General features: G+C 68.3%; 17 protein-coding genes and 1 pseudogene. 7 read left to right on the forward strand and 11 right to left on the reverse strand.

Annotation, left to right across the window (positions count from 1 at the left end; translation table 11 throughout):
• Positions 1–17 precede the first annotated feature (17 nt).
• A complete protein-coding gene (locus AMD30_RS21325) occupies positions 18–410 on the reverse strand; it encodes a hypothetical protein (RefSeq protein ID WP_010844504.1) in 393 nt (130 codons plus the stop codon).
• Positions 411–429: 19 nt separating this feature from the next.
• Between AMD30_RS21325 and hisN the strand changes: the two genes are divergently transcribed.
• Positions 430–1,233: a histidinol-phosphatase gene (gene hisN / locus AMD30_RS21330; protein WP_010844505.1), complete on the forward strand. Its 804-nt coding sequence runs from the start codon at positions 430–432 to the stop codon at positions 1,231–1,233.
• Between the two features lie 58 nt (positions 1,234–1,291).
• On the opposite strand, the gene AMD30_RS21335 is transcribed toward hisN, so the two are convergent.
• Positions 1,292–2,995 (reverse strand): nitroreductase family deazaflavin-dependent oxidoreductase, encoded by a 1,704-nt coding sequence (locus AMD30_RS21335; RefSeq protein ID WP_055477003.1) that lies wholly within the window; start codon positions 2,993–2,995, stop codon positions 1,292–1,294.
• A 149-nt stretch (positions 2,996–3,144) separates the two neighbouring features.
• On the opposite strand from AMD30_RS21335, the gene AMD30_RS21340 reads away from it, so the two are divergent.
• Positions 3,145–3,720: a TetR/AcrR family transcriptional regulator gene (locus AMD30_RS21340; RefSeq protein ID WP_055477004.1), complete on the forward strand. Its 576-nt coding sequence runs from the start codon at positions 3,145–3,147 to the stop codon at positions 3,718–3,720.
• A 114-nt stretch (positions 3,721–3,834) separates the two neighbouring features.
• Here the strand turns inward: AMD30_RS21340 and AMD30_RS21345 are convergent, their stop codons facing one another.
• Complete coding sequence (locus tag AMD30_RS21345; protein WP_055477005.1) at positions 3,835–4,494, reverse strand: MBL fold metallo-hydrolase; 660 nt, start codon at positions 4,492–4,494, stop codon at positions 3,835–3,837.
• Between the two features lie 43 nt (positions 4,495–4,537).
• Complete coding sequence (locus AMD30_RS21350; protein WP_055477006.1) at positions 4,538–4,996, reverse strand: DUF2752 domain-containing protein; 459 nt, start codon at positions 4,994–4,996, stop codon at positions 4,538–4,540.
• Positions 4,997–5,179: 183 nt separating this feature from the next.
• Between AMD30_RS21350 and AMD30_RS21355 the strand changes: the two genes are divergently transcribed.
• The gene (locus AMD30_RS21355) at positions 5,180–6,550 is read left to right on the forward strand and encodes an acyl-CoA dehydrogenase family protein (RefSeq protein ID WP_035718177.1); all 1,371 of its coding nucleotides are present in this window, start codon (positions 5,180–5,182) and stop codon (positions 6,548–6,550) included.
• 31 nt (positions 6,551–6,581) lie between these two features.
• On the forward strand, positions 6,582–7,805 hold the full coding sequence (locus AMD30_RS21360; RefSeq protein WP_010844511.1) for an acyl-CoA dehydrogenase family protein: 1,224 nt from the start codon (positions 6,582–6,584) through the stop codon (positions 7,803–7,805).
• A 77-nt stretch (positions 7,806–7,882) separates the two neighbouring features.
• Here the strand turns inward: AMD30_RS21360 and crcB (AMD30_RS21365) are convergent, their stop codons facing one another.
• From crcB (AMD30_RS21365) to AMD30_RS21390, 6 genes are all read right to left on the reverse strand, one after another.
• Complete coding sequence (gene crcB / locus AMD30_RS21365) at positions 7,883–8,251, reverse strand: fluoride efflux transporter CrcB (protein ID WP_197282826.1); 369 nt, start codon at positions 8,249–8,251, stop codon at positions 7,883–7,885.
• Complete coding sequence (gene crcB / locus AMD30_RS21370) at positions 8,248–8,700, reverse strand: fluoride efflux transporter CrcB (RefSeq protein WP_010844513.1); 453 nt, start codon at positions 8,698–8,700, stop codon at positions 8,248–8,250. Before crcB (AMD30_RS21370) ends, crcB (AMD30_RS21365) begins: the two co-directional genes overlap by 4 nt.
• A 14-nt stretch (positions 8,701–8,714) precedes the next feature.
• Positions 8,715–9,197 carry a DUF6790 family protein gene (locus tag AMD30_RS21375; protein ID WP_010844514.1) on the reverse strand — a complete coding sequence of 161 codons (483 nt, stop codon included), beginning with the start codon at positions 9,195–9,197 and terminating at the stop codon, positions 8,715–8,717.
• Positions 9,198–9,199: 2 nt separating this feature from the next.
• The gene (locus tag AMD30_RS21380) at positions 9,200–11,080 is read right to left on the reverse strand and encodes a propionyl-CoA synthetase (protein ID WP_055477007.1); all 1,881 of its coding nucleotides are present in this window, start codon (positions 11,078–11,080) and stop codon (positions 9,200–9,202) included.
• 145 nt (positions 11,081–11,225) lie between these two features.
• Positions 11,226–11,837: an MSMEG_1061 family FMN-dependent PPOX-type flavoprotein gene (locus tag AMD30_RS21385; protein WP_055477008.1), complete on the reverse strand. Its 612-nt coding sequence runs from the start codon at positions 11,835–11,837 to the stop codon at positions 11,226–11,228.
• Between the two features lie 26 nt (positions 11,838–11,863).
• Positions 11,864–12,433, reverse strand: a complete 570-nt coding sequence (locus AMD30_RS21390; RefSeq protein WP_231632813.1) for a universal stress protein — start codon at positions 12,431–12,433, stop codon at positions 11,864–11,866.
• A 235-nt stretch (positions 12,434–12,668) separates the two neighbouring features.
• On the opposite strand from AMD30_RS21390, the pseudogene AMD30_RS21395 reads away from it, so the two are divergent.
• Both AMD30_RS21395 and AMD30_RS21400 read left to right on the forward strand, forming a co-directional pair.
• Positions 12,669–13,840, forward strand: a pseudogene (locus AMD30_RS21395) (sensor histidine kinase).
• Positions 13,837–14,523, forward strand: a complete 687-nt coding sequence (locus tag AMD30_RS21400) for a response regulator (RefSeq protein WP_055477010.1) — start codon at positions 13,837–13,839, stop codon at positions 14,521–14,523. The pseudogene AMD30_RS21395 and the gene AMD30_RS21400 overlap by 4 nt, the downstream one beginning before the upstream one ends.
• An 11-nt stretch (positions 14,524–14,534) precedes the next feature.
• Here the strand turns inward: AMD30_RS21400 and AMD30_RS21405 are convergent, their stop codons facing one another.
• Entirely contained in the window at positions 14,535–15,767 is a 1,233-nt protein-coding gene (locus tag AMD30_RS21405; protein WP_055477011.1) for a helix-turn-helix domain-containing protein, read from the reverse strand.
• A 162-nt stretch (positions 15,768–15,929) separates the two neighbouring features.
• Between AMD30_RS21405 and AMD30_RS21410 the strand changes: the two genes are divergently transcribed.
• Positions 15,930–17,798, forward strand: coding sequence for a flavin-containing monooxygenase (locus tag AMD30_RS21410; RefSeq protein ID WP_055477012.1), 1,869 nt, complete (start codon positions 15,930–15,932; stop codon positions 17,796–17,798).
• The last annotated feature ends 27 nt before the right edge of the window (positions 17,799–17,825 follow it).

Below are 17,825 nucleotides of genomic sequence, written 5' to 3' on the forward strand. Positions count from 1 at the left end.
GCGAGCGCCCGGGAGGATCAGAGTGGGCCGGGCCCCTGCTCGGGCATCACCCCGAACCGCCACGACGTCGCGGCCTTCTGCGGTTTGTAGAGGACCGGCAGATCGTCGCCGATCTGGGGCCACGGGTCACCCGCACCGAGGACGAGCGTCCCGTACACCTCGGTCGGATTGGTCTCGGGACCGACGATCGTCCCGGAGATCGTGCAGAACCGGTCGCCGTTCTTGTCGGTGGCGCTCGTGGTCGGATCGTCGTCGCGGTCGGAGACCCCGACGATCGTGAACGTGCCCTGCACGAACTGGGAGGCCTTCGCCGCCGACATCGGCTGCGGATTGCGCCCGCGCTGCCACTGCACCACCAGCACCACGATGAGTGCCGCGATCAACAGGGTGAACGTCACGGTCAGCCACATGAGAGCTACCCTACCGGGCATGTCCGTCCCTCCCGGCCCGACGAAGTTCAGCGACGACGTCGAACTCGCACTCTCACTCGCCGACTCCGCCGACGTGCTGACGATGGACCGGTTCGGGGCCGTCGACCTCCGCGTCGACGACAAACCCGACCTCACACCCGTGTCCGACGCCGATCTGGCCTGCGAGACGATGATCCGCGAACGGCTCGCCGCACGCCGGCCCGCGGACACCGTCCTCGGCGAGGAGTTCGGCGGCGACGCCACGCTGTCCGGACGGCAATGGGTCATCGATCCCATCGACGGCACCAAGAACTTCGTGCGCGGTGTCCCGGTGTGGGCGACACTGATCGCGCTCCTCATCGACGGCGTGCCGACGGTGGGCGTGGTCTCGGCACCGGCACTCCACCGGCGCTGGTGGGCGGCAACGGGTCTCGGCGCCCACGCCCGATTCGGCGACGACGAGGTGCGACGCTTGTCGGTGTCCGGGGTCGCCGACCTCGGATCGGCGAGCCTCGCGTTCTCGAGCCTGTCCGGCTGGGCCGACCGCGGTATCCGCGACCGATTCATCGACCTCACCGACCGGGTGTGGCGCGTGCGCGGCTACGGGGACTTCTTCAACTACTGCCTCGTCGCCGAAGGAGCGGTCGACGTCACCGCCGAACCGGAGGTCTCGCTGTGGGACCTGGCCCCCCTCGACATCCTGGTGCGTGAGGCGGGCGGACGGTTCACCGCCCTCGACGGCACGCCCGGCCCCGCCGGCGGCAGCGCGGTGGCCAGCAACGGACTGCTGCACGACGAGGTCGTGGAGGCGCTGCGCGCCTGAGGTGTCGAAGGCGCTGCGCGCCTGAAGTCGTGGAGTCGCTGCGCGCCTGAGGGGCACTTCAGTCGGTGAAGGTGATCCGTACCGAGATCGGGTCACTCTGGAGCGCGCGGATGGTGGCCGACGTCAGACCGGCGAACAGTGGACTGGTGGCGAAGGTACGCGCTCGCGCGACCACGTCGTCGTCGGGTACGAACTGCGCTGTCCCCGTGCGCCACTGACGGCCGTGGCGGATGCGCACCGTCGGGTTCGCCGTGATGTTGATCCCCCATCCCGACCGCTTGCCGTGCTGACTGATGACCCAGGCTCCGTCGGAGTCGAAGGCGGCCGACACCGGAACCCTGCGGGCCAGACCCGTCTTGCGGCCGACGGTCTCCAGGTCCGTCGCCAGGTGGGTGCCGATCCCGAGGCGATTGAGCGCGGCCACAGCCGGATTGGCGAGGTAGCGTCCGACGTTGCGCTCGAACCGGAACTTCCGGACCGCCCTGGCATCGCGCGACTTCACGTTCCGCGTGCTTCGCAGCGCGCCGATCCCGTTGCGCCGCACCGTCGTCACCGCGGTCCGCCAGAGCGGACGGGCCGGGTTCGGGTCTTCGCCGCCGGCCATCCGGTGCAGTTGGTCGGTGTGCCACTGCAGGTCGAGTGCCCCTTCCAGAGACCTGGCGGTCGCGGTGCCGGACAGTCGGGACGGAAGCGGCAACCGCTGCTGCTGCGACGTCAGACGATCGAGGTCGCCGGTCATCACGTCGAGCGCTGCGGTGGGTGTGGTCACCGTCGGTCGTCCGATCCCGACGAGGTCGCAGGCGCCGTCGGCGATCGCGGCCGCCATGGCTGTCTGCGTGCGGAAGCCGCCGGTGACGGCGAGCGGGATCCCCGCGGCGAGTTCGCGGACGGTGACGGCGTACTCCAGGAAGTACGCCTCCCTCTCGCGAGTGCTCGCCGACTGGACGGGCCGCCCCATCATCGCGGGCGACTCATAGCTGCCGCCGCTGATCTCGATGAGATCGAGCTGCTCGGACGCGAGCAACGCGATCACGGTGCGCGACTCGTCTTCGGAGAATCCGCCACGCTGGAAGTCCGCGGAGTTCAGCTTGATGCCGACACCGAAACCTGGCCGGACTGCAGCGCGCACCGCACGGACGACCTCGAGGGCGAAACGAGCCCGGTTCTCGATGGAGCCGCCCCACCTGTCCTCGCGTCGGTTCGCCAGCGGCGACAAGAACTGTGACAGCAGATATCCGTGGGCGCCGTGGATCTGCACCCCGTCGAAACCCGCCGCCTCGGCCACCGCGGCGGTGGTCGCGAATCGCGAGATGATCTCTTTGATCTCCGCGTCGGCGAGGGCGCGCGGGGTCGGCACCCCCGGGATGGCGAGGCGAACGGCCGACGGAGCCACCACACGGCCCTCGGTCGTCAACGGATTGGCTTGTCGCCCCGGGTGATTGATCTGCATCCAGATGGGTGATCCACCGTCCTGCGTGGTCTTCGCCCAACGCGTGAGCGCATCGAGATGCCGGTCGTCCTCGACCACGACGTTCCCGGGCTCCCCGAGATACCGCCGATCCACCATCACATTGCCGGTGACGACCAGGCCGTAGGAGCCCGCCGCCCAGCGCGAGTAGAGACGCTCCAGACGATCGTCCGGGCCGGCACCCGCATCGCCCAGACCCTCGCTCAGGGCTGCTTTCATGATCCGGTTCGGCAGGACCTGACCCGAGGGAAGCGTCAGAGGTGCTGCCAGTGTCACCGTGTCGGTCATCTTCATCTCCTACGACTGGATTGCGTGTGCCCCGGGGACGAACCCGGTTCTATACCGATTGGTCTACTTCCGAGGACCCTAGTAGACCGATTGGTATACTGCAAGGAGCGGCCGGTCGCCCGGTGGGCCCGTGACGGACGAGGGAGTGGCATTCGATGGCAGCGCGAGACCAATTGATCGAGGCGACCGCGGATCTCATGCGACGGCACGGTGTCGCGGGCACTGCCGTCTCGGACATCCTCGAACACAGCGGCGTCGCCCGCCGATCCATCTATCTCAACTTCCCGGGCGGCAAGTCGGAACTGATGGCGGCCGCCACGCGCAGCTCGGGCGGCATGATCACCGCACTCCTCACCGAGATCGTCGCCGAGGCCGACCCGATCATGGCGTTCGCCGACATGTGGTCGGCAGCGCTGTCCACCACGGACTTCGAGGGCGGGTGCCCCGTGGTGGCCGCCGCACTGGGCCGCCTGTCGGCACCGGAAGCCGCGGCCGCCGCCGCCGACGTCTTCGACGAGTGGCGGGATCTCATCGAGCGTCGGCTCCGCGACGACGGCATCGCGCCCGAAGCAACCGCCTCCCTGGCCACCACCATCGTCGCGGCGATCGAGGGCGCGGTGGTCCTGTCGGAGGCCTCACAGACCACCACCCCGCTGATCCAGGTGGCCACCCACCTCAACGAGCTCGTCGCCGTCCACCGAGCGCACCCGGGGGGCGCCGGCGATCGATGAGGCGGAGACCCTTCGTGACGCGCCTTCCGCAAGCTCCGGGCGCTCCTCAGGGCGCAGGGCGGGCCAGCGGGTCTGTGGTTCTTTCGGATTAGGGAGCAGGGCCCCCGAACCCACTCAGACCTGCGTGGCGCGCTCCTTCTCCAGCACCGTGAACTCGGTCGCGTCGGCCTTCATGTCGGCCAGTCGCCCGTAGTGGATCCCGCTACCGGCGTCGGACAGGATCGCCTGATGGATGGGCACCGCGACGCGGGGCGCCATCGCGCGCAGATAGTCGACCGACTCACTGAGTTTCATCCACGGTGCGGCCGACGGAAGCGCGAGCACGTCGACGTGTTCGAACGGGATGTAGAACGAATCGCCCGGATGCATGAACTGTCCCGGCTGCTCGGCGGTGCCGAGGACGTAGGCGACGTTGTCGATGACCGGGATCTCGGGGTGGATCACCGCATGCCGGCCGCCGGTGAAACGTGCGGTGAGCGAGCCTATCTCGATCTGGTCGCCGCTGCGGGCGGCCGTCCACTCGCCGGCCACGGCATCGCCGTTGAGTTGACTCGTCGTCTGCGGGTCGGCGTACAGGATCGCGTCGGGGTTGGCCGCGACGAGGTCGGGCAGCTTCGCGACGTCGCAGTGGTCGGGATGCTGATGGGTGATCAGGATGGCGTCGAGACCGCTGATGCCGTCGAACCCGTGCGAGAAGTTCCCCGGATCGAAGAGCACCTTGGTCCCGTCGATCTCGACGAGCAGACAGGAATGGCCGAAGTGGGTGATCTGCATATGTCCACTGTGCACGCTCACGCGCGCTCACACAGCGGCACGCTCACACCACGACCGGGAAGAACCCCCAACCGACCACCGCGTCGAGAATCCGCGCGAGACCGTAGGCCAACCACACCCCCAGCAGAACGGCACCGACCGGGCCGAGCACGAGGTCGCGCCACCTCGACAGCGGCGACCCGCGACGGCGCACCAGGGTGAGGGTCGCAGCCACCACGGTGGTCGCGGTCAGCACCAGGAACACCGGCCCGAAGATGTTGAACGTGAACGCTGACCCGACGTCGCCGTGCATGAGTGCCACCCAGCTGCGGGTGAGTCCACATCCGGGGCACGGGAGGCCGGTCATCACCGCGAACGGGCAGAGTTGCGGTCCGGCGTCGACGCCGCCCGGGGTGAACACACTGGCAGCTCCGAGTGCGGCGGCACCGACCACGGCGACGGTCGTCGCGCCCACCACCTGATTGGCCGATAAGCCCTGTTCGCGGCGGTGATCGAGGGTCATGCGGCCAGCGTAGCGGGTGTGCCGACGGGTGGGGTCGGGCAAGTGCGTGACAAACTTCTTACTCCGAAGTAAGGTTGGGACTTACTACCGAGTAAGGTCGGTCGCATCGACCCTGTCCACCCACACATGTGGATCCACGCAGAGACCCCGACCGGGGCGACTGGAAAGAAACGGCTGGTGATCATGACAACTCACACCGAACCGCGCGACACCTCCGCAGTCGGACGCAACCCGCATCCGCGCAACTTCATCGGCACCGCGATGCGCGTCCTGACCACGGTGACCGGGTCCGAGTTCGCCGAGAAGTACAAGATCCGCGAGCCGATCAACCGCATCGCCTACCAGGGCACCAAGACCGGATTCCAGACCCTCGGGGCGGCGAACCGCGCGTTCAAGGCAGCACAGGGCGGCGGCTCGGGTCAGGCCAAGCGACTCACCAGCGCACCCAAGGACTACTTCAACCTCACCCCCGACGACGAACAGCAGATGATCTCGGAGACGGTGAAGGAGTTCGCCACCGAGATCCTGCGCCCCGCCGCCCACGACGCCGACGCGGCGGCCGCCGCACCCGAGGACATCGTCAAGCGGTCGGCCGAACTCGGCATCACGATGATCAACGTCCCCGAGGAGTTCGAGGGCGCGGCCACCGAGCGCGGTGTCGTCACCAATGCGCTCGTCGCCGAGGCAATGGCCTACGGCGACATGGGACTCGCGCTTCCGCTGCTCGCGCCGAGCGGTGTGGCCACCACGCTCACCAACTTCGGCACCGACGAGCAGCAGCGCACCTACCTGCCCGACTTCGCCGGTGAGAACGTGCCCCAGGCGGCCGTCGTCATCGCCGAGCCCCGTCCGCTGTTCGACGCCTTCGCCTTGAACACCAAGGCGACCCGCGTGCCCAGCGGCTTCCGCCTCAACGGCGTCAAGTCTTTCGTCCCGGCCGCCGGTTCCTCGGAGCTGTTCATCGTCGGCGCCCAGCTCGACGGCAAGCCGACCCTGTTCATCGTCGAATCCGACAGCAAGGGCCTGATCGTCGAAGCCGACCCGGGCATGGGCGTGCGTGCCGCGGGGATGGGGCGCCTGCTCCTGCAGGACGTCGCCGTCCCGGCAAGCGCGATCATCGGCGGCGAACCCGACGCCGCGGCGACCGCCTACCGCGACGTCGTGCGGTTGTCCCGCCTGGGCTGGTCGGCGCTGGCCGCCGGCACCGCGCGCGCCGTCCTCGACTACGTCATCCCCTACGTGAACGAGCGTGAAGCGTTCGGCGAGCCCATCTCCAACCGTCAGGCGGTCGCCTTCATGGTCGCCACGATGGCGACCGAGGTCGACTCGATCCGCCTCGTCACGCTGCGCGGTGCCGCCCGCGCCGAGCAGGGCCTGTCCTTCGCCCGCGAGGCAGCACTCGCCCGCAAGCTGACGATCGACAAGGGCCTGCAGATCGGTCTCGACGGCGTCCAGCTGCTCGGCGGCCACGGTTTCACCAAGGAGCACCCCGTCGAACGCTGGTACCGCGACCTCCGCGGCGCCGGCATCGGCGAAGGCATCGTCGTCCTCTGACCGCGTTCGGAATGCAGCGAAAGAATCTCTCATGAGCATCAATCTCGAACTCCCGAAGAAGCTGAACGTCACCGTCGACCAGGCCCATCAGGCGGCGGCGGAGATATTCCGGCCCATCTCCCGCAAGTACGACCTGCGCGAGCACGATTACCCCGTCGAGCTCGACACCCTGGCAAGCCTGTACGACGGCCTGTCCGAGACCGGCCAGGCCGGTGCGGGCGCCGACGGCGGTCGTAGCCAGCAGAAGAAGGAGAAGCCGAAGTCCGACGGCGCGGTGGTCAACGGCGGCAACATGCAGTCCGTGGTCAACGTGATCGAAACCTCTTGGGGCGACGTCGGTCTCATGCTGAGCATCCCCTACCAGGGACTCGGCAACTCGGCGATCGCCGCGGTCGCCACCGACGAACAGCTCGAACGATTCGGCAAGGTGTGGGCCGCGATGGCCATCACCGAGCCCGGTTTCGGTTCCGACTCGGCCGCCGTCTCCACCACGGCCACGCTCGACGGCGACGAGTACGTCATCAACGGCGAGAAGATCTACGTGACCGCGGGGTCGCGCGCAACCCACATCGTCGTCTGGGCGACGGTCGACAAGAGCGCCGGCCGGGCCGCCATCAAGAGCTTCGTGGTTCCCCGCACCCATCCGGGCGTCACCGTCGAACGTCTCGAGCACAAGCTCGGGATCAAGGTCTCCGACACCGCCGCGATCCGCTTCGAGAACTGCCGCATCCCGAAGGAGAACCTGCTCGGCTCACCCGAGGTCGACACCAAGAAGGGGTTCGGCGGGGTCATGCAGACCTTCGACAACACCCGTCCGCTGGTGGCCGGCATGGCCGTGGGTGTGACCCGCGCCGCGCTCGAGGAGCTGCGCCGGATTCTCGACGAGGCCGGCATCGAGGTCGACTACGATCGGCCCGCCGCCGACCAGCATGCCGCCGCGGCCGAATTCCTGCGGATGGAAGCCGATTTCGAGGCCGCGTACCTGCACACGATGCGGGCGGCGTGGATGGCCGACAACAAGCAGCCGAACTCCACCGAGGCGTCGATGTCGAAGGCCAAGGCCGGACGCACCGCCACCGACGTCACCAACAAGGTCGTCGAACTGACCGGCACCCTCGGGTACTCGGAGCGGCTGCTCGTGGAGAAGTGGGCCCGTGACTCCAAGATCCTCGACATCTTCGAGGGAACCCAGCAGATCCAGAACCTGATCATTGCGCGGCGTGTGCTGAACAAGAGCAGCGCCGAACTCAAGTGATCGGCTGACACACAACGCCTCTCGGCCCCGCGACGACACTCTCGCCGCGGGGCCGAGCCGTTGGCGCGAACCGGCTGTCAGGCGAGCCAGACGACCCACATGCCCGTCGCGCACGCGGTCACCGACGCGACGAGCGTTCCGACCGCATATGCCCCGGACCTCCACCGCTCCTCCCGCTGCGCCAGCCGCACCGTCTCGAACGCGGCCGTGCTGAAAGTCGTGTAGCCACCGCAGAACCCGGTTCCGGCGATCACCTGCCACTCGTGTGGCGCCCCGTGAAAGACAACGAGGCCGGCGAGCAGCCCCAGCAACGCGGAGCCGCTGACGTTGATCGCGAACGTGCCCCAGGGCGTCGTCGTCGGCCATCGGTTTCTGACCGCTCCGTCGACGACGAACCGGGAGACCGCGCCCAGCGCACCCGCCACCATGACGGCCAGCGCGATCACGCCCGCGCCACCCGGGAGGCGAGCGCGATCCCGCACGCCGCCGCAGCGAGACCGAGGACCACGCTGACGACCGCGTAGGACAACGCGGTCACCACCGCCGACGCCCGTGTCAGTTCGGTGATCTCCAGCGCGAACGTGCTGTAAGTGGTCAGCGCGCCACAGATGCCGGTGCCGCCGAACAGTCGTATCCGCTGGCGCCATCCCTCGTCGTGGCCGAGCCGCGCAAGCAATTCCAGCAGCGCCCCCAGGACGAACGCGCCGATGATGTTGACCCCGAACGTCGCCCACGGCCAGTGTCCCTGCTGGGCGGGAAACGCTCCCTCGGCCCAGTACCGCACGCCGGTGCCGACGAGTCCCCCGGCGAAGACCCAGGCGAGCGCATGCACCCGGAGGTGCAGCGGACGTTCGTCGGGATCGACGGGGAGTTCGCGGTGCTCGTCTCGGTGCACGCGCCAAGTCTCCGCTACACGACGATCACATACAACACGATCAGATAGATCGGGACCAGCACGTCGAAGAAGAAGATGGGGCCGGCGTTGCCCGCCTTGAAGTTCCGGTGGATCACCATCTCCCGCACATGACCCACCGCGGCACCCAGGTAGAACACCGAGAACGCGATGATGGTGGCCAGGGTGAATTCGTCGCCGAAGCCCGACGCGATCACGCCCAACACACCCGTCGCGAGGCTGGCGAGCCCGACCTCCCACTGCCACGGGGTCTTCGGTGGCCACCCGATGGACTCCGCGATCGGCTCACCGACGAACATGTGGCCGCACCCGGTCATCCATCCCTGGACACCGATCATCCACAGCACCGAATTCTCGAGCAGATCCCGGCCCAGGTCACCGCCGGGGGTGAACGCGTCGATGAGCGTGGTGATGATCGTGCCGACGATCCCGACGAACGGTACGAGCCGGATCGCGTTGCGTATCAAGGCGTCGAGCATGCTCAGCCCCTGAGCTGATCGGCCAGCGCCGTCAGCACGTCGGGGTCCTCGATGGTCGAGGGCACTGTGTACTCTTCATGATCCGCGATCTGCCGCATGGTCTTCCGCAGGATCTTGCCCGACCGCGTCTTGGGCAGCGCCGGCACGACGGTGACGTCCCGGAAGGTGGCCACCGCCCCGATCTCGTTGCGTACCAGGGACACCAGTTCGCTTCGCAATGTCTCGGCCTCGATGTCGACACCGGACTTGAGCACCACGTAACCGCTGGGGCGCTGCCCCTTGAGGTCGTCCCGGATGCCGATGACCGCACACTCGGCGACGGCCGGATGCGACGCCACCACCGCTTCGATGCTGCCGGTCGAGAGCCGGTGTCCGGCAACGTTGATCACATCGTCGGAACGACCCAGGACGAACACGTATCCGTCCGCGTCGACGTAGCCGGAGTCGCCGGTCAGGTAGTAGCCGTCGAATGCCGACAGATACGACTTGCGGTAACGCTCCTCGTCGCGCCACAAGCCGGCGAGGGTCCCGGGCGGCAGCGGCAGGCTGATGACGATGTTGCCCTCCTCCCCCGCTCCGAGCGTGTTGCCCTCGGCGTCGACGACGCCCACCCGATATCCGGGCACGGGCACCGTCGGCGAACCCGCCTTGATCGGCATCGGCTCGAGCCCACGGAGATTCGCCGCGATCGCCCAGCCGGTCTCGGTCTGCCACCAATGGTCGACGACCGGGACCCCGAGGACGTCGGACGCCCAGGCGAACGTGTCGGGGTCGAGGCGCTCGCCGGCTGCGAACAAGGTCTGCAGGGACGACGTGTCGTACTTCGCGAGTTCGGTGGCTTCTGGGTCCGCCTTGCGGATCGCGCGGATCGCCGTCGGCGCGGTGAACAGGGCCTTGACACCGTGATCGGCGATGACCCGCCAGAACGCGCCGGCGTCGGGGGTGCCGACCGGTTTGCCCTCGTACATCACCGTCGTCGCCCCCACGAAGAGCGGCGCGTAGACGATGTAGGAGTGCCCGACGACCCATCCGACGTCCGACGCCGTCCACCACACGTCACCCGCGGCGATGTCGTAGATGTTCGTCATCGACCAGGTCAACGCGACCGCGTGCCCGCCGTTGTCGCGGACGACTCCCTTGGGCTTCCCGGTGGTTCCCGAGGTGTAGAGGATGTAAAGGGGATCGGTCGCGGCGACCGGTACCGGGTCGACCGGTTCGGCGGTGTCGGTGACCTCATCCCAGTCCAGCCAGCCGGCGTGATCGGCGGCGCTGCCGGTGATCTCCGGACGATCCTTGACGATGACGGTGCGCGGCGGTGTCGCCGACATCTCGATGGCCTTCGCCACCATCGGCAGATACTCGACCGTGCGTCCCGGTTCCAGGCCTCCCGACGCCGTGACGACGGCGACGGGCTCGGCATCATCGATGCGCGTGGCGAGCTCCCGGGCGGCGAACCCACCGAACACCACCGAATGCACCGCACCGATCCGCGCGCACGCGAGCATCGCGATGGCGGCCTCCGGGATCATCGGCATGTAGATGACCACGCGGTCTCCGGCCGAGACACCCTGTGCAGTCAGCACTCCGGCGAATCTGGAGACCACATCGAGCAGCGCCGCATAGGTGTAGTGCCGTCGCTCCCCGGTCATGGCCGAGTCCCAGATCAGCGCCGTCCGCCCGTCGTTGCCGTCAGCGAGATGCCGATCGAGCGCGTTGTGACAGGTGTTCAGCGTGGCGCCGGGAAACCAGCGGTAGAACGGGGCGTCGGAATCGTCGAGCGCCGTGGTCGGCGGGGTGTGCCAGTCCACCGCTTCCGCGGCGGAGAGCCAGAACGCCTCACGATCATCGCTCGCCTGTGTGAACGCCTCGCTGTAGCTGCCCATGGCCTTCCCTTCGCCGTCTCGTCGTGGCCCGCACCCGAAACCGCTGCAGGGTGCCGCATCGCCCTTCGAGGGTATCGGTGTGATCGCCGCCACGACACGTGATCTGCGGTCCCGCGCCGACCGGCCGTCGGCTCGCGGCGAACGGTCAGTACAGGTACTTGCGGTACTGCTCGTCGGTCTCGCGGTCGTCGACCAGCGGGACCTCGAGTTCGGGCATGACCATCCTGGTGATGGCGGCCACCGTGGGCAGCGTGCGGGGAGTCCAGGTCTCCGGTTTCCACAGATCCGCACGCAGGAACGCCTTGGAGCAGTGGTAGAAGACTTCGTCGACGTCGATCTCCACCGCCAGGATCGGACGCTTTCCCTTGACCGCCAGGGCGTCGAAGTAGTCACCGTCGTCGACGACGCGGGCGGCCCCGTTGACCCGGAGGGTGTCGTTGCGGCCGGGGACGACGAAGATGGTGCCGGCGTGCGGGTTGCGCAGGATGTTCAGATAGCCGTCGACGCGCCTGTTCCCGGGACGTTCCGGAATCGCGATGCGGGTGTCGTCGATGATGTGCACCACCTTGCCGGCGGGGTCGCCCTTGGGCGAGACATCGACGCGTCCGTGGGCGTCGGCGGTGGCCAGGAACACCACGGGTGAGGCGGCAAGCCATGCCCGGTCGATGTCGGACAGCGTCGGCCTGACCTTGTCGCGAACCACGGCAGCCGGTTCGCCGACGATCTCCCGCAGCCTCGCCTCGTCGGTGATGTGCATGCGGACATCGTGTCATGTGGGTGGTGCTACGCAGGTCCCGGCGCCGGCGTCGGCCAGCGGAGATTCCATCCGATGCCGCGCGGGTGCTCGGTGAGCCCGGACCGCCGGCGGAGATGGAGCGACCCGTCGGTGACGATGAGGGTGCGGTCGTCGTCCAGTCGTCCGGCGAGGCGGCGGGCGGTCCAGCCCGGGCGGGCGCCGCCCCTTCCGAGGACGACGGTCCCTGCCCCGACGCGTTGCGCGGCCCGATGCAGGACCGCCGTCGGGTCGCCGACCTCGCTTCTGGTCGACACCGTCCGCGCACCGTGCCATCTCGCGAGCTCGGCCGCGGTCCGCAGGCACTCGTCGACCCGCGCCTGTCCGGAGAGCAGGTAGGACTCGCCCTTGAGGGCGTCGTGGAGGGTTGTGCTCGCTTCCTTCCGGCGGCCGCGGGTGGCGCAGATCAGGATCAGGTCGCCGGAGTCGCCCAGCAGGCGAGCCGCGACCTTCACCGCCTGCAACGAGGCGTCGCCACCGTCGACGCCGACGACGACCGGGTGGCCGAGCCCTCCGCGGCTGCTCGCCGTGGCGTCGCGTACCTCCCGGAACGTGGTCATCGAGGCGAGAGTGGTTGGCAATTCCCGGGTTTCGAGAGTCTCCCATCGCCGGGGTCGTGTCCTCAGCGTCATCATCGTGTCCTCCTGGGTCAGCGATATCAGCTGCTCACAACGCTATGGAGGCAACAGATCCGCGTCGCCATCCCGCGGGTTGACCCGTACTCCACCCCAGGGTGGAGATCGGAATCCACCGTCGGGCGGACGTTCGGCTGCGACGCGGAACTATCCTGGAACGGTGACGGGCTTCACAGCGAACGCAGGCGCAGGGCTGCAGCGCCGCATCGAACGGGCCGGCGGCGACTATCCCCCGCTGTATCCCGCCGTCATCCTGTCGTCGAGCCTGGTGGTCACCGTGGTGTCCACAGCGCAACGCATTCCGTTCGAGCAGGTCTGGTGGGTGATCGCGGCCCTGGTGCTCGCGGCGGTGACGCTGGTGATGGATCTGTCGCTGCCGCCGACCTCGTACGCGTGCTTCGGCATCATCACCAGTTCGGTCTGTTTTCTGATGATCCCGACGCCGACCGACGCCGCACCACTGCAACTCGTCCTCATGGCGGCGATCGCGGCCGCGATGTATCCCCTGTTCACCGGCATCGCCGTGATGGTCGTGTGCATCGCGGTCATCGTCTGGTTCGGCGCCTTCGGCGGCCTCGACTCACCGGCGCTCTACGCGCTCGGCGTCGCCTGCGGATGGCTGATCGGCTACATGGTGCTGATCCAGAAACGACTGGCCGACAACGGGCTCGCGTGCTCGCCGAGCGAGCCGACCGCGCTGCCGGCGACGAACGACGCCGGATCGCACGCGAGATCCACGACGTCATCGCGCACTCCCTGTCGATCACGATGCTCAACGTCACCGGCGCCCGGCGGGCCCTCGAACAGGATCGCGACGTCGAGGAGGCCCTGGATGCGCTCTCCGACGCCGAACGCCAGGGCCGGCAGGCCATGACCGAGATCCGCGCCATCGTCCATGTGCTGGGGACAGCCGGACCCGCGGGAACGACGTCCCCGTCGCCGGGTGCCGACGATCTGGTCCGGCTGGTCGAGGACTACCGCAAGGCCGGAGTGGACGTCGACTTCACCGTCGCCGGCGACGTCACCGAGCTCCCGCGGCCGGTCGGCGCGGCGCTGTACCGCATCGCCCAGGAGTCGTTGGCGAACGTCGTCAAACACTCGGCGGGCAAGCGCGCGTCCGTCTCGCTGTCGGTGTCCGATGCGGTCGCACTGACGGTCGAGAACCCCGCGGCCCAGGGCCGTCCACGACAAGGCGACGGGACCGGCATCGAGGGGATGACCCAGCGCGCGAGACTGCTCGGCGGCACCCTGGACACCTCCCATCGCGCCGGCACGTGGTCGGTGCGTGCGACGTTGCCCGCCCGGTCGATCGCCGACGGGGTGCCCGTATGACGACCAGCGGACCGGCGGAGGCCCCGGCCGACCCGATCAGGGTCCTGCTCGTCGACGACCAGGAACTCATCCGCACCGGATTGCGTCGCATCCTCCGTCCGCGCGACGGCTTCGACATCGTGGGTGAGTGCGCAGACGGGTCCGAAGTCCTCGCCGGGATCGCCGAGCACCGACCCGACATCGTCCTGATGGACCTGCGGATGCGCAATGTCGACGGCATCACCGCCACCGAGATGGTCCGTACGCTGCGGGTACCGCCACCGGTGCTGGTCCTGACCACCTTCGACGACGACGTACTCCTGTCGCGGGCCCTGCGCGCCGGAGCGGCCGGGTTCATCCTCAAGGACTCGCCGGCCGAGGCGCTGATCTGGGCGGTCCGCGCCGTGGTTCGCGACGGGGCGTTCCTCGACCCCGCGGTCACCGAACGGGTGCTCCAGGGTTTTCGACGATCGGGCCGCGAGCAGGTGACCACCGCCCCCGGGCTCACCGACCGCGAGACCGACGTGCTGCGGCTGATCGCCCGTGGCCGGACGAATGCGGAAATCGGTGCGTCCCTCGGCATCTCGCTGGTGACGGTCAAGAGCCACGTCAATCACATCTTCACGAAACTCGACCTGCGCGACCGCGCGGCGGCGATCGTGTACGCCTTCGACCGCGGTCTGGTGGTCGCCGAGTACGACTGACCCCGTGGCGATCAGTCGTTCGCGTCGAGCACCTCGACGTCGACCCCGTCGACGAAGCGGTACGGTCCCGCGACGAGCAGACCGCCGAAGTGCCTGCGCAGACGGGACATCTCGGCACGGACCGTGACCGTGCGGTCGTCGACACCGAACAGATGAGTCGACATCCGGGCCGCGGTGACGCCCTCGGGATGGCGCGCCAGGAAGGTGAGTATGTCACCGTGGCGCGGCGAACACCGGTGCGTCCACGCACCACTGGCGCCTTCGACGGTGACCTCGACGTTGCCGCCACCCGGCACCCGCAGGACCACCCTGGTGGTCGGCGAGTGCGACGTCTCCGCGACTCGTACCAACCACCCACCGGGTAGCGCCTCGACGTCGCACTCGCCGAGCGCGTTCACGAAGATCCGGCCGGGCCCGAGGCGCGGTGGCAGGATGAGCCTCGATCGGGGAGACACGGTGTCCACCGCCGCGACCCAGCCGTCGGTGTCGACCGCCAGCGCCGGGCCCGGCATCCGCGCGAGGATCGGCGCGGCAACCGCCCGCAGCGAGTCCAGACGGCGGTGGTGGCTCTCGCGGAGTTGCGACTCGGCGAGACGGGCGACCGCATGCACGAGCGCCAGAGTGGTCGGATGGATCGTGGCGGCCGGACCGCTGACATCGACGACACCCAACGTCTCGCCGGTCCGTGGGTCCTTGATCGGCGCACCGGTGCAGGTCCACGAATGGTGGCTCCGCACGAAGTGCTCGGCCGAGAACACCTGAACCGAACGACCGGACATCAGTGCCGTACCGATCGCGTTGGTCCCCACCGAACCCTCGGCCCAGTCCGCACCCTCGACGAATCCGAGATCGTCCGCGCGCGTGAGCACCTTCGACGACCCGCTGCGCCACAGCACGTGCCCGTCCGCATCCGAGACGACCAGGATGTTGTCACCGTCGGCGATCAGCGAGTCGAGGCCGCGAGCCAGCTCGTCGACGACTTCGGCGAGGCCGGAGCGTCGGCGCCGATCCTCCAGCTCGTCGAGCCGCAGGGTCCGTTCGCTGACGCAGGCCACGTCCGGGTCCAGGCCGGCACGACGGAGCCGCTGCCACGAGTCGTCGATGACGCCGCGCGGACGCGCCGGCATGCGCCCGCCCGACATCGCGGCGTCGTGAACCGCGCTGAGAACGGACGCGAACTCGCGAGGATCGTCACCGGCGTGCATCGCGGGCTCCAGGTCGGAGACCGACTCGTAAGCGTTCATCCCCTTGATTGTGCGTCACGTCACATACAACGACAACGCTGCGCACCCCTCGCAACCCCCTGCAACCCTTGCCGCCACCCGGCGCCGGGGCGTCTGCTGTCCACAACCCGCTGTGTTACACATCACGATCGCGGGCACACGCCTGAGGCCTGAGGAGGCATCATGACCCAGACACTGGAACCGGTCGTCCCGCTCGATCGCACCCCCCAGCAGCGGATCGAGACCTGGCTGCGCGAGTTCGAGTCCGCGCTCGGCGCGCTCGACATCGCGCGGGCCACGAACGCCTTTCTGACCGACAGCTACTGGCGTGACCTCACGGCGTTCACGTGGAACATCAAGACAGTCGAAGGGCACGAGCAGATAGCCGACATGCTGACCGCTCGTCTCGCCGACACCCGGCCGTCGAACTTCACCACCACCGAACCGGCCACCGACGACGGCGACGGGGTGGTCTCGGCGTTCATCGCGTTCGAGACCGCCGTCGGACGCTGTGAAGGACACCTGCGCATCCGTCGCAGCGTCGGCGGTCCGGACGTCGGCGGAGAGGACGTCGGCGGGGAGGACAAGGCCTGGACGCTGCTGACGACTATGCAGGAGCTCAAGGGCCACGAGGAGCCGGCCGGCCCGAACCGCCCGCTCGGCGCCGTGCACGGTTCCGACCCCGACACCCGTTCCTGGGCGGAGAAGAAGGCCGACGAGGACCTGGCACTCGGTCGAACCACGCAGCCGTACGTCCTGGTCATCGGCGGCGGGCAGGGCGGCATAGCGCTCGGTGCGAGACTTCGCCAGCTGGGCGTGCCCTCGATCGTGGTCGACCGGCACGAACGTCCCGGGGATCAGTGGCGCAAACGGTACAAGTCGCTGTGCCTGCACGACCCGGTCTGGTACGACCACCTGCCGTACCTGCCGTTCCCCAGCAACTGGCCGGTCTTCGCACCGAAGGACAAGATCGGTGACTGGCTGGAGTTCTACACCAGGGTCATGGAGGTTCCGTACTGGAGCAAGACCACATGCCTGTCCGCGGCTTACGACGACGCGGAGGCCCGCTGGACCGTCGAGGTCGACCGCGATGGAGAGCGCCTCACACTTCATCCGACGCAACTGGTGCTCGCGACGGGAATGTCCGGCAAGCCCGCGGTCCCGTCGGTCCCCGGGCAGGATGTGTTCGCCGGCGAGCAGCACCACTCGAGCGCGCACCCCGGGCCCGACGGTTATGTCGGCAAGAAGGTCGTCGTCATCGGCTCGAACAACTCCGCACACGACATCTGTAAAGCTCTGGTGGACAACGGCGTCGACGCGACGATGGTGCAGCGTTCCTCGACCCACATCGTGAAGTCCGACTCGCTGCGGTCGATCGCCCTCGGCTCGCTCTACAGCGAGGAGGCGGTTGCTTCCGGGATGACGACCAAGAAGGCCGATCTGACCTTCGCGTCACTGCCCTACCGGATCATGCACCAGTTCCAAGTACCCGTATACGACCAGATCCGCGAGCAGGACAAGGACTTCTACGACCGACTGGAGGCGGCAGGCTTCCGACTCGACTTCGGCGACGACGACTCCGGACTCTTCATGAAGTACCTACGCCGCGGGTCCGGTTACTACATCGACGTCGGTGCCAGCGAACTCATCGCCGACGGGACGATCAAGCTCGTCCACGGTCAGCTCGACCACCTCACCGCCAACGCCGTGGTACTCGCCGACGGCACCGAGATCGAGGCCGACGTCGTCGTCTACGCGACCGGCTACGGATCGATGAACGGCTGGGCCGCCGATCTGATGGGTCAGGAGGTCGCCGACCGCGTCGGCAAGGTGTGGGGGCTCGGATCCGAGACGACCAAGGACCCAGGGCCCTGGGAGGGCGAGCAGCGGAACATGTGGAAGCCCACCCAGCAGCCGGGCCTGTGGTTCCACGGGGGAAATCTCCATCAGTCACGGCACTATTCGCTCTACCTGGCGCTCCAGTTGAAGGCCCGATACGAGGGCATTCCGACACCCGTCTACGGACTCGCCGACGTGCATCACCTGAGTTGAGCTGGGTATGAGAAATGCCCCGCAACC

The organism is Gordonia sp. HS-NH1 (assembly GCF_001418765.1).
In the GTDB taxonomy this organism is placed as follows: Bacteria; Actinomycetota; Actinomycetes; order Mycobacteriales; family Mycobacteriaceae; genus Gordonia.